General features: G+C 32.6%; 11 protein-coding genes and 1 pseudogene. 4 read left to right on the top strand and 8 right to left on the bottom strand.

What is annotated here, in order from left to right:
- Positions 1-294 precede the first annotated feature (294 nt).
- On the top strand, positions 295-1,029 hold the full coding sequence (locus VW161_RS07940) for an RraA family protein (protein ID WP_304085708.1): 735 nt from the start codon (positions 295-297) through the stop codon (positions 1,027-1,029).
- A gap of 76 nt (positions 1,030-1,105) precedes the next feature.
- On the opposite strand, the pseudogene VW161_RS07935 reads toward VW161_RS07940, so the two are convergent.
- Positions 1,106-1,835, bottom strand: a pseudogene (locus tag VW161_RS07935) (NAD-dependent protein deacylase).
- A 330-nt stretch (positions 1,836-2,165) separates the two neighbouring features.
- On the opposite strand from VW161_RS07935, the gene VW161_RS07930 reads away from it, so the two are divergent.
- Complete coding sequence (locus VW161_RS07930; protein ID WP_304085712.1) at positions 2,166-2,522, top strand: Gar1/Naf1 family protein; 357 nt, start codon at positions 2,166-2,168, stop codon at positions 2,520-2,522.
- A gap of 90 nt (positions 2,523-2,612) precedes the next feature.
- The gene (locus tag VW161_RS07925) at positions 2,613-3,617 is read left to right on the top strand and encodes a transcription initiation factor IIB (RefSeq protein ID WP_439778484.1); all 1,005 of its coding nucleotides are present in this window, start codon (positions 2,613-2,615) and stop codon (positions 3,615-3,617) included.
- A 307-nt stretch (positions 3,618-3,924) separates the two neighbouring features.
- Here the strand turns inward: VW161_RS07925 and VW161_RS07920 are convergent, their stop codons facing one another.
- Both VW161_RS07920 and VW161_RS07915 read right to left on the bottom strand, forming a co-directional pair.
- Positions 3,925-5,856: an MJ1255/VC2487 family glycosyltransferase gene (locus VW161_RS07920; RefSeq protein WP_304085714.1), complete on the bottom strand. Its 1,932-nt coding sequence runs from the start codon at positions 5,854-5,856 to the stop codon at positions 3,925-3,927.
- Positions 5,857-6,050: 194 nt separating this feature from the next.
- A complete protein-coding gene (locus VW161_RS07915; RefSeq protein WP_325192895.1) occupies positions 6,051-7,193 on the bottom strand; it encodes a hypothetical protein in 1,143 nt (380 codons plus the stop codon).
- A gap of 165 nt (positions 7,194-7,358) precedes the next feature.
- Between VW161_RS07915 and VW161_RS07910 the strand changes: the two genes are divergently transcribed.
- Positions 7,359-8,189, top strand: a complete 831-nt coding sequence (locus VW161_RS07910) for a sulfite exporter TauE/SafE family protein (protein WP_325192894.1) — start codon at positions 7,359-7,361, stop codon at positions 8,187-8,189.
- Between the two features lie 71 nt (positions 8,190-8,260).
- Here the strand turns inward: VW161_RS07910 and VW161_RS07905 are convergent, their stop codons facing one another.
- The 5 genes from VW161_RS07905 to pyrH form a co-directional block, all read right to left on the bottom strand.
- Positions 8,261-9,196, bottom strand: coding sequence for a hypothetical protein (locus VW161_RS07905; protein WP_304094909.1), 936 nt, complete (start codon positions 9,194-9,196; stop codon positions 8,261-8,263).
- A 40-nt stretch (positions 9,197-9,236) separates the two neighbouring features.
- On the bottom strand, positions 9,237-9,560 hold the full coding sequence (locus VW161_RS07900) for a YbjQ family protein (protein WP_295607688.1): 324 nt from the start codon (positions 9,558-9,560) through the stop codon (positions 9,237-9,239).
- Between the two features lie 127 nt (positions 9,561-9,687).
- A complete protein-coding gene (locus VW161_RS07895) occupies positions 9,688-9,876 on the bottom strand; it encodes a DUF2116 family Zn-ribbon domain-containing protein (protein WP_298534330.1) in 189 nt (62 codons plus the stop codon).
- 154 nt (positions 9,877-10,030) lie between these two features.
- Positions 10,031-10,825: a TatD family hydrolase gene (locus VW161_RS07890; RefSeq protein WP_304085725.1), complete on the bottom strand. Its 795-nt coding sequence runs from the start codon at positions 10,823-10,825 to the stop codon at positions 10,031-10,033.
- Positions 10,826-10,930: 105 nt separating this feature from the next.
- On the bottom strand, positions 10,931-11,608 hold the full coding sequence (pyrH, locus tag VW161_RS07885; protein ID WP_292788598.1) for a UMP kinase: 678 nt from the start codon (positions 11,606-11,608) through the stop codon (positions 10,931-10,933).
- Between the last annotated feature and the right edge of the window lie 79 nt (positions 11,609-11,687).

Raw genomic sequence — 11,687 nt, 5'->3', positions numbered from 1 at the left:
ATTGTAATAATCGTATTAATAATGAATTAATTAATGTTCGAATTAATTAATAATGTAATTATAATTTCTATTATAATTTAATATCATTTTTATATGATTTAGTATCCACATAATAATATCTTTATCATAATATATAAATTATTTTATATTTTTCTAATGAATGGAAAAATTTTTAGAATTTTTAGAAATATTTATTAAACATACTTTAGAAATTTAAGTGTAGACAATGAATAATTCAATTAATCATTCTATTAATAATTTTTAAATAATTTTATTTTTAAAAGAGGTGTTAAATTGGCTAAAATCACTCCTAAGACTTTATTGAAAAAATCATCCAAAGTGATTGACTTAGATGATGTAGATATTAGCAAATATGATTTTTCCATTGATGATTTAGATAATGAAAAAAGCAAAAGCCATGATTTATTGAAAAAGATCTTGGATTCAAGTTCCGCTTGTCAGGTATCAGATGCTTACTCATCTGTCTCTGGACGTAGCGGTGTTATAGATGGTTTGAAACCGATGAATGACAATAAGGTTTACGGTAAGATATTCACTGCAAAAACCAGCACTGATGATTGGGGAACCTCATTGATGGCTATGGACAATGCAGAAAAAGGTGAAGTCCTATTCCTTTACACTTATGGAAAACCTGCTTCAGTTTGGGGAGAGCTTGCTTCAACCTGTGCAGGTGAGAAAGGAATCGCTGGAACTGTTTTATACGGTTGGGCTAGGGATATGGATGCTCTTGTGGATTTGGATTATCCAGTGTTCGCTCTTGATTACCTTCCAAATGCGGGAAAAGCTTTAGGTCTTGGTGAAATAAACGTTGATTTGGAAATTGATGAAGATATCATAAAGCCAGGAGACTTTGTATTTGGAGACCAAAATGGTGTAGTGGTGATTCCTAAGGAACTGTTCCATGAAACCATGGTGGCTACCTTTAACGTAAAGGTAAAGGAAAGCCATATCATTAAGGAATTGAAAAAAGGCAGATTATTGTCTGAGATTATTGGTTTGAATAGATAATAATCTTTTTTACTATTTTTTAAGAGACAAGTGTTGTCTTTATTTTTTATTTTATTCTTTTTTTCTATTTTTTATTCTATTTTATTTTTATTTGTTCTAATGTTTCTCCAATAGCTTCATTAATGACTAAACTGGCTAAATTGTCATAAGGAGTTTCGCTTTTATTGATTAAAACCAACTTTGAGTCATTGAAGTAATTTATCAATCCTGCAGCTGGATAAACCACAAGGGATGTTCCCCCTATTATCAAAGTGTCTGCATTGGCTATGTAATTGATTGATGCGCTTAGAACATCATTGTTTAATGGTTCTTCATAAAGCACAACATCGGGCTTGACTATTCCTCCGCATTCACATATGGGAACTCCTTCACTTTCTAATATGAAATCCAGATCATATTCCCTTTTGCAAAACTCACAATAGTTTCTGTGAACGCTTCCATGAAGTTCCAGAACATTTTTGCTTTCTGCCTTTTTGGTGCAAGCCATCAATGTTTTGAGTGATCACTGCCTTTAGCTTACCTGCTTTTTCAAGTTCAGCAAGCTTTAAATGAGCAGGATTTGGCTTAGCATCCTTGAAAACGAGATTTTCCTTGTAATAATTGAAAAACTCTTCAGTATTTTCCAGGTAGTAGCTGTGTGAAACCAGATATTCTGGGCTGTGCCCATATTTCTCCAAGCTTTTAAACACTCCGTTCTCAGATCTGAAATCAGGTATTCCACTTTCTGTAGAAACGCCTGCACCTCCGAAGAATACAATGTTATCGCTATTGTCTATAATCTCTTGCAATGCACTAATTTCATTCATGATTCTATTTATGTTCTTGTTCACTATTATTTCTTATTATTTCTCATTATTTTGATTTTTGTCATTTTTTCTTTTTATTTCTATTACAATCATCATTTCTTTTTATTCTCCATCAACTTCCATAATCTTTATATATTACCCAATATAACTATTATTAATCAATTGTTTGTTGATTAAAGAATGAATTGTTCATATTAAAAAGTTTTTATTAGAACTTTTTAGTAATACTTTTTAAGAAGAAATTTTTTTATATATAAAGGCATCGAAACATTTATATGCTATCATGTCATTATATTAAGATGTACTAATGTTTATTTTTAAGGTGATTTGATGAAATTTTTAGGAAACATCTCACACCTTGCCAATTCTGGAAAGCTTATTGTCAAAACCACAAAGACTCCTCCAGCAGGGGCTTTTGTTTTTACAAATGATAAGCAGAAAATAGGTAAGGTATATTCTATTTTTGGCCCAGTAAAAAATCCATACGTTTCCGTAAATATTTTTAGGTCAGTTAATAGAAGGGATCTTGAAAGTAGACATGGTGAAAAGCTATTTGTTTCCACAAAAAGTGAAATGGAAAAACTCAATAAGAAAAACAAGAACTCTAAATCCAAAAAGGGTTCAAAAGGTAATTCCAAGAATTCCAGAAATAGGAAATCCAATTCCAGAAAAAGAAGAAACAAATAGGATATTTAAAAAATTTTTTCTCTATTCATTTCTTAGAGAAAATTAAAGGTTTTTCCCCTAGTTTGGGTAAAACTTAGTCAAATTGATATAATAGGAGAGATTAACACGAAAGAAGGATTATCTGAAGAAGTTCTTCAAAATTCCAAAAGAACTTCAAGAAGAAGACAAAAAGATGACTCTGAGCCAGAAAGACAAACCGTATGTCCACAATGTGGTTCAACTGATTTGATTGGGGATTATGAAAGGGCAGAAGTGGTTTGTGCTAACTGTGGATTAGTTATTGATGAAAACCTTGTAGATATGGGTCCAGAATGGAGAGCATTCGACCATGAACAAAGAGACAAACGTACAAGAGTAGGTGCTCCTATTACTTACACTATTCACGATAAAGGTTTAAGTACAATGATTGATTGGAGGAATAAGGACATCTATGGTAGAGATATTCCTGCAAGAAATAGAGCTCAATGGTACCGTTTAAGAAAATGGCAAAGAAAAATCAGAATTTCCGGTGCTACTGAACGTAACTTGGCTTTTGCATTAAGTGAATTAGACAGAGACTCTTCAAGATTAGGTCTTCCAAGAAGTGTAAGGGAAGCTGCTTCAGTTGTTTACAGAAGTGCAGTGGAAAACAAGCTTATCCGTGGAAGAAGTATTGAAGGAGTTGTAGCTGCTTCTTTATATGCAGCTTGTAGAAGATGTAAAGTACCTCGTACTTTAGATGAAATTGCTGAAGTTTCTAGAGTAAGTAAAAAAGAAGTTGGAAGAACTTACAGATTCTTGACAAGAGAATTGAACATTAAGTTACCTCCTACATCTCCAGTAGACTATGTTCCAAGATTCGCAAGTGAACTTGGATTATCTGGTGAAGTGCAATCTAGATCCATTGAAATCATTGAAAAGGCAATGGAAAAAGGATTAACTTCCGGTAGAGGTCCAACTGGTGTAGCTGCTGCTGCATTATACATTGCATCTGTTTTATTAGGTGAAAGAAAAACCCAAAGAGATGTTGCAGAAGTTGCAGGCGTAACTGAAGTAACTATCCGTAACAGATACAAAGAACTTACTGAACAATTAGAAATGGGTGTAACTTTATAACACTCAATTCTTTTCTTTTTTTCTTTTTTTATTAATTCATTTTATTTTCAAAACCTTTTCATTTCAATTATTTTAATTCGTATTATATAGGACTATTTACAAGAATTTATAGGACTATTTACAAGAATTAAAAAAATCTTTTCTTAAAAATATTTAAAAAATAATTAAAAAAGTTAGAAAATAGTTAGAAAATATTTTAAAGAAAATAATTAAAAAAAATACTTTCATGTAAAGTCATGTAATTACATGAAGTAAAAAATAGTTATTAAAAAAATAAATTAAAAAGACTTATTTTTCAATTCAAGAGCTAATAAAGCTTTGAATATTTTTCAATGCTTAAGTCAAGATCATTTAGGATTTCAGTATTGTCCCATGGCTCTACCTTATTCAAGTTTTCCTGATACTTGTCAAGATTATGTAAAAAGCTTTCAATCTTTTTGACATCCAGGTTCTCATGAGATTCTCCAAATCCTAACTTCTCAACATAGAATCCATTCAATATCTGCTCGAAGTTCTTATGTGCAGGAGTGCTGTAGATAGGTTTCTTAAGATATATCGCCTCTGAAATCATAGTGAATCCACCATTCACTATAATTGCCTTAGCTGTTCTCATATCCTCAAAGATTTGCTCTTCATTAAATGACCTATATGTCAAGTTCTCATCAACCTCATCCTTGTTGAATCCATAAACAATGAATTTGTAATCAAGTTTCTTAAGCTCTTCCATAAGGTTTATGCTTGATTCTGCTGTCTGATAAACCAAAACATGCTCCCCTTCAACAGGCTCCAATTTCATTATCTCTTCCCTTAATACTGGAGGGTAAAGAGCAGTCATCTTGGGATGCTTTAATGGAGGATAGAAGAATGCTGTGATTATATGCCTTTTTGGCCTTAGGATATATGATTTGGTAACTGCCTTTGCAGTTAGCATATCCGCTTTGTGGTTTGGAGGATAATCATATTCGCATTGGGTCAACATATGGATATTGTCAAGGCTAATGAGTGGAATGTTCATGATCTTACTGAGCATACTGGAATAGTTTTCAAAATCTGATATGATAATGTTAGGCTTGATTCTTTTGCATTCCTTATATAATACATTGTATCCGTCCTTCAAGTTTGTAGGATTTGCCTTCAATGCCTTAAAGAATGTTTTCTTGGTTCTAACCACATTGTTTTCATAGACAGTGTTGAATCCTCCAATTTCAAATACATTATCGAATTTGCTTGCGAGGAATTCATATGCCCTTTCGCTTGAGAAAATGTAAACATCATATTTTTTGGTTAAATGCTCAAGAATAACGCTGCTTCTGATTGCATGTCCCATTCCCTCTCCACAGACGGAATAGAATATTCTTTTCTTGCCTTGTGATCCTGCTGCCTCTTTAACAACAAGGCCAGTTTCATCTTCAGTAACTTCAACTAATTCGTTTTCTTCAATATCCCTGTCCTTGAGTTTATTGATTCTGTCTTTGATTTTTCTGTTTCTGGATTTTTCAGCAATCTTTTCCATGTCCACACTATCAAGTGCAGATATTGGGTCGTGACCGAACTCATAACCTAAGTCCTCTGCTGAAGTTCTTTTTCCTCTGAAGTCATTTACAGTACTTTTTCCATATTGCTTAAGTAATGTGTAAAGACCTTCCTCTTCAAGTCTTCTGGTGGAAACGCCGATTCTTGCATTTCTTAGCACTTTAAATTCGCTGATTTCAGCAACACGTTCGATATAGTCAGTATCTTCACCAAAACTTAGATTTTCGTCAAATCCTCCAACTTCATCATGCAATTCCTTTTTAGAGATGATCCCATAGCATCCTGCTCCATGAGGCTTTATGTTTTCAACAGCTATCATAAACCAGTTTGCAAGGTCGTGGAGATATTTGTCTCTTTTTTTCTCAGATAGTGGTGTCATTTGGGTAATTGCTACTCCCAAATCATCTGACTCAAACTCTTCAATCACATTGCTTAGGTAATTTTCAGTCAATTCCAAGTCAGAGTCTAAAAACAGTAGTATTTCTCCTTGAGCCACTTCTGCACCTCTATTTCTTCCAGGTCCAGGAAGCCCACCTTCTACAACAACACAACCATTTTCCTTAGCAATCTCTCTAGTATTATCATCTGATTGTGCATCTGCAACAATGATTTCATAATCAGTAAAATCTTGGGATTTTATGCTTTCAAGCAATTTAGGAAGATATTCCTCTTCGTTGTATGTAGGTATGATAATACTAATTTTCATCTTTTTCATCTCGCCATATGGTTTTTTGCTGTATTGTTTGAGAATTAAATATTATTTTTTTATTTAATTTATTTAAATTTTTATTTTTTTATGAATTAGTTTCTATAGATTAGTTTCTATAGATTAGTTTCTATAGATTAGTTTCTATAGATTAGTTTCTATAGATTAGTTTCTATAACTATGATTATAAGTTTTTATAAGTATGAATATATGTTCCAGCTAAGTGAATACCAATCACATTTTCCCTCCAAATCAATGGCTAATTTATTTAACAATTCCATCTCATTATATTGATTTGAAAGATAAAATGTTGTTTTATTTTCATGCTCTGTTAAATTTAATACATCGTATTGATCTAATCCATCGAGATCATGAGGGTTAGCTACATCTAATTCATAAGAATCTGGACAAGCGCCATAAAATGCAATTGAAAACCTTAAGACAATGATTAGAATCAAAGCGATATGCGGAATCAAAATCTTCAAATACTTTTTAAGTGACTTTCCATTATCTCTTATTTTGCCTGATAAAACAGATTTAATTGTGACCAATTCTTCGTTTAATTGGCTTTTGATTGCATCTCTTTTATCTTTTTCAGTTATATAATCTGAAAATCCTTCAAGTATTTCATTATTGTACATCAATATGAGTATTCCGTAGATTCCTCCAATTGTTGGAGTTGCAAATAATCCTCCATCTATGAGTCCAATTATGCTGATTGTGATTGCAACTGCCAAGAAGATTCTTGGGGCTGCCTTTCGCCTTTGCAATGAAATGACCATGACAATATAATTGATTGGAATTAATATGAATAGAAGACCAATTAAATCTGGAGTGTAAGCACTTAAGGAGCTTCCAGTGTGAATTCCCGCTGGAATGTAAGTTAAAAGCATTCCAAGAACCATTCCAAAGATTCCTTTGTATAAATGGGAATGGAGAATGCTTGTGCTTGTTTCACTTGGATTCATGATTACAAGGATTGTGTTCCAGTCTATTCCTAGTGAATTCCTTAAGTAGAATTCCATAACTATTCCATCTATTGCAGTAAAAAGCAATAGGATTAAGGATAACTTTAAGTAAAAATCCTTATCTTTTAGCATTTCTGGAATATGGAGATTCTTAAAATAGCTGTGTATCCTTTCATTGTCTCCAAGTGTGGATAATATCATGGTAATACCTAAAAGGACAAAAAAGAGAATGTCTTTTCCTTTTGATGATCCCATTAGAAGCGGTTGGGTAAATGGTCTTATGAATTGGTCTATTCCGCTTAAGAAGAATAGCATAGTTCCAAAAATGATTAGAATTATTCCAAAAGGAATGTATTTGTTTATTTTCATAAGAATTTCCCCATATCCATAGCATTTTAATTTTTCAATTTCTAAAAATCCTATTTCAAATATTTATTTATAATATGACATACAATATTATTATAAGTTTTATTAATCATATAATTTATAAATTTTTATATATTAACTTGAATTCTCATATTTTAAAGTGTTATCATGTTTCCAATTAGCTTTTATATAGGTTTGATTTTGATAGGGATTTTTGCAGGATTCGCTTCAGGATTGCTTGGAGTGGGTGGAGGATTCCTTATGGTTCCTTTGCAATTCTTCTTATTCAGTTCTGTAGGTGTGGACCCTTCACTTGCTATGATGGTATCATTAGGTACCAGTTTAGCAATCATCATTCCAACCGCTTCATCTGGAGCTTATCAGCATCAGAAAAAGAACAAGTCAATTGTAAAGCCAGCTATCAGATTAGTTGTTTTTGGAATTATTGGAGGATTTTGTGGAGGTCTTCTTGCAAATGTTGTTCCTTCAAGAATCTTGCAGATTATTTTTGCATGCCTACTCTTTATTGTAGCTTTGGATATGCTATTTGGCTCCAGAGCTGATGGTGAAAATGCACTTTTTGACTTCAATTTATTGAATGCAGCTATTGTAGGTTTTTCAATAGGGATTGTATCTGGCTTGCTTGGTGTAGGTGGGGGAGTTTTCCTGATCCCTGCCCTTTGCATATTGTTTGGATTCAGCTTGATTCAAGCTATTGGAACATCTTCAGTTTTCATAGCATTGGCAGCTATTGGAGGACTCATTTCATACATTTACACTGGATGGTCAGTTAATCCAATGCCATATTCATTAGGTTACGTAAGCTTGGTGAATTTTGTGATCATAGTTCTTTTTTCAGTTCCTATGGCAACAATTGGTGCAAAACTAGTTTATAAAATGCCTAAGGAAAGACTAAAACAGATATTTTCCATAATCCTGATTTATATGGCAATAAAAATGATTGGATTTGATCCAATAGCTATTCTATTGGGATTGTAAAAATCAGAATACCTTAAAAAAAGTTAAAAAATAGATATATGGGTAATTTATAAATTATATTCTTTTAGTGATTATAAGGAACTTACATCTTCTTTTTCTTCAAATATGACTCCAGTTCCTCTCATAACTACATGGGCTAAGTTTTCTCCCTTGCTTGGGCCTAATGTTTCAATTGACATATTCAAGTTCAATAGGCCATTGCATCCATCTGCCCTTAATTGCCTAATCAATTTCAACAATGCCTTATCTTCAGCAATTTTTGTACAAATAAGCAATTCCTTTTCTATTGAGTCTTCAATTCCAGATCTTATTTCTTCTCTTTGTTTAACGGAAAAGATATGGGTTGATTCGTAGACTCCTTTATATTCAATTATGTTCAATTCTTTAGGGGAATCTTCCATAGTCAATATCAAGACTCCTAAATTATTCATATCAAGTTTCCTGTCATAAAAACTGTGTATCTTTTTGCTTTGCTTTTCGTTATATGTCTCTTTAGTTTTTGGCTCTTTCTTGAAGATTTTCTCATATGTATTCCATAGGAAACGTGTAATCTTCTTGAAGACACCTGTAACGTGGGAGATAATAGCTAAAATTGTTGCGATAAGGAAATAATTCACAGCAATAGGAAATGCAGCTTGAAGGATTATGACTATGCTTCCTGCTGTAATGACATTGAATCCTAAAGTTGGGTTTGCTATGATGAATCCATAGATAACTGTAATTAAGAAAAGAATAAATGCACTGATTGCACCGGTACTTTCTTCAAGATACCTTTTTGCAGCTAGGCTTTCAGCATATCCTGCAAAAAGCGGGGATAAGACCAATCCGAAATTCCATCCGTAAATGTCGAAATGAGTGTATAGGCAAATTACATAGGTGACTATACCTACTATTATCCCTATATCAATGCATCCTAGCTCTTTTAGGAATACTTTTCTCTCCTCTTCATCCTTGAGACGTTTAGAGATGGATAAATCGTTAACTTTCTGTTTGATTTTATTAAGCATTTATTCACTCATTAAAAGCTGATTAAAAAATAGTTTAAGTTTATTTGTAACTTACAGCGGTTCCATATGCAGTTACTAAAATGGTGTTTCCCATAGTGCCTCCAAGGTTGTTATAGGATATCTTAAGCCCTATGATTCCGTTGGCACCAAGTTCCTTTGCCTTGTTTTCCATAATTTGGAATGCTTCATTTCTTGCTGATTCAAGCTCTTCAGCATAAGTGCTGGTTCTTCCTGCCACAACGTCTCTAACTCCAGAGAATAAGTCTTTATATATGTTGGATCCAATTAATGATTCTCCATTAACCAATCCATGATATTTTACAATGGTTTTGTTTTCTAAAGTACTTGTTGAGGACAATAACATTTTATCACTTAAAATTGTCTGATTTTAAAAAAATAATTATAATTTGACTTTTTGTTTAAAAAAATATTGTTAGCTATTAAGTTTAATTAATAGCCATTTATTGTTTTAATTGTTTTTTATGGTTAATTTATTTAAAGAACATGAAGTATGCCCATACGAGAATGAACACTACGATTACACCAAATAGCATTAATCTGCTTTTTTTAATGTTCTTTTGTTGTTGTTCTAACACTTTTTGACAATCTGCAGAGCAGACTCTTTCTTTCATTGGTATTGGGCTGCCGCATACTGGGCAATGTTTATGTGGTTCTACCATATTTCTCACCTTTTTTAATTTTTTGATTATTAATAAGTTTGATTTACTTAAATTTAATAAATTATAATTTTATTAAATGATTTTAATCAATCATATAAAAATTATATTCTATTATTTTAATATTGATTTAATATTATTTAAAAATTGTCTAAACTTAGATATTAAAGAATTTTCTTGTTGTTTCACTTACATTTTTGCCAAGCTCTTCACTATCCATACCTTTGTACTCAGCTATTGTATTTAGGATATGTGGCAAGTATTCAGGTTTGTTCTTGTTTGATTTTGGCTTTTTAGGGAAGTTTCTTGGAATCAGGAAAGGTGCATCAGTTTCTATCATCATCTTCTCAGGTGGAATCACTGTCACAGCTTCCTGCAAGGATTGACCTCTTCTCTCATCACAAATCCAGCCTGTCACTCCAATGGAACAGCCTAATTCAAGGTATTTTTCAGCTTCCTCTTTAGTTCCTGTAAAGCAATGGACGCAAGCCTTTTCACACATATTAGGGTATTTTTCAAGAATTTTAACTAAGTCTTCATGTGCTTCACGTTCATGCAAGAATAGGGGCATATCCAATTCATCTGCAAGTTTCACTTGCTCTTCAAACCATTTTCTTTGAACATCCTGTGGAGAATAGTTTCTGTTATAGTCAAGACCGCATTCTCCAATAGCCACTATACAGTCCTCTTTTGCAAATTCCCTTAAGGTTTCTATTGTGTTTTCATCACAGGTCTTTGCATCGTGAGGATGGACTCCAGCAGTTGAGAATAAAACTCCTTTAAATTGGTCTTGCTTTGCGAATTCAAGAGCAGTTTTGCTTGATTGGATATTGGTTCCAGTAATGATGAACTGGCTTACTCCAACATCATTTGCATTTTTTATGATCTCTTCTCTGTTTTTATCAAAGGATTTGTGCATTAAATTTAATCCTATATCAATTAATCCAGTCATTCAAATCACTTTAAATAAGAATTAATAAAAAAAATAAAGTTGTTTTGTTAGTTTTTAAGATAATTTTTTAGAAAAAAATATTAAAAAAAAGTAAAAATGTGTTATTTATTCAGAAATAACACGGGTCCCTATTTTTTCACCTTTAATAGCTCTAATTAGGTTTTGAGGTTCATTACCATTAGCTATTACGGTTTCTAAATTGGAACGCTTAATCATTTGAATTGCAGTTGTATCAATGAATTCATAAGTTCCTGCCTTAACATCATTTCCGCTGATGATTCCCATCATGTCAGAAGCAGTGATTTCTTCAATGAGTTCTGCATCATCGTATTTTTTAGGGTCTTTAGTGTATAATCCATCTACAGCGGTTAAGTTAACTAAAAGGTCTGCTTGAACATATTCTGCCAAGATTGCAGACACTGCATCGGTACTGTGTGCAGGTTCGGTTCCACCCATAACGATAATTTTTCCGCTTGCAGAAAATTCCAAAGCTTCCTGGAAGTTATGAGGAACTCTTTGATAAGCTGCATCGCCGAGTGCAAGCAATAACAATTTTGCATTGACTCTTGTAACTTCTATTCCAATATCATCACATTTTGCCTCTCCAGCACCGAGGTCCCTTACAACTCCAATGTATTCTCTTGCAGGTTTTCCACCACCTACAACAACAAATATTTCATGCTCTTCGCTTTGTTCCTTCAAGAGCTTTGCATATTCCTTAAATCTTTCAGCGTTGTAATCCTGTAATAATATTGATCCACCAATAGCAGCTACGATTCTCATAAGTTCACCTTTTAATTAAATGTTTTTAGTTTTTAGTTAGATTTAGTTTTTAGTTAGATTTAGTTTTTAGTTAGATTTA

Origin of the sequence: Methanobrevibacter ruminantium (assembly GCF_016294135.1) — an archaeon.
Lineage (GTDB): Archaea > Methanobacteriota > Methanobacteria > Methanobacteriales > Methanobacteriaceae > Methanobrevibacter > Methanobrevibacter ruminantium_A.
Note: the sequence above shows the minus strand (reverse complement) of the source record. Positions and strands in the feature narration are given on the sequence as shown.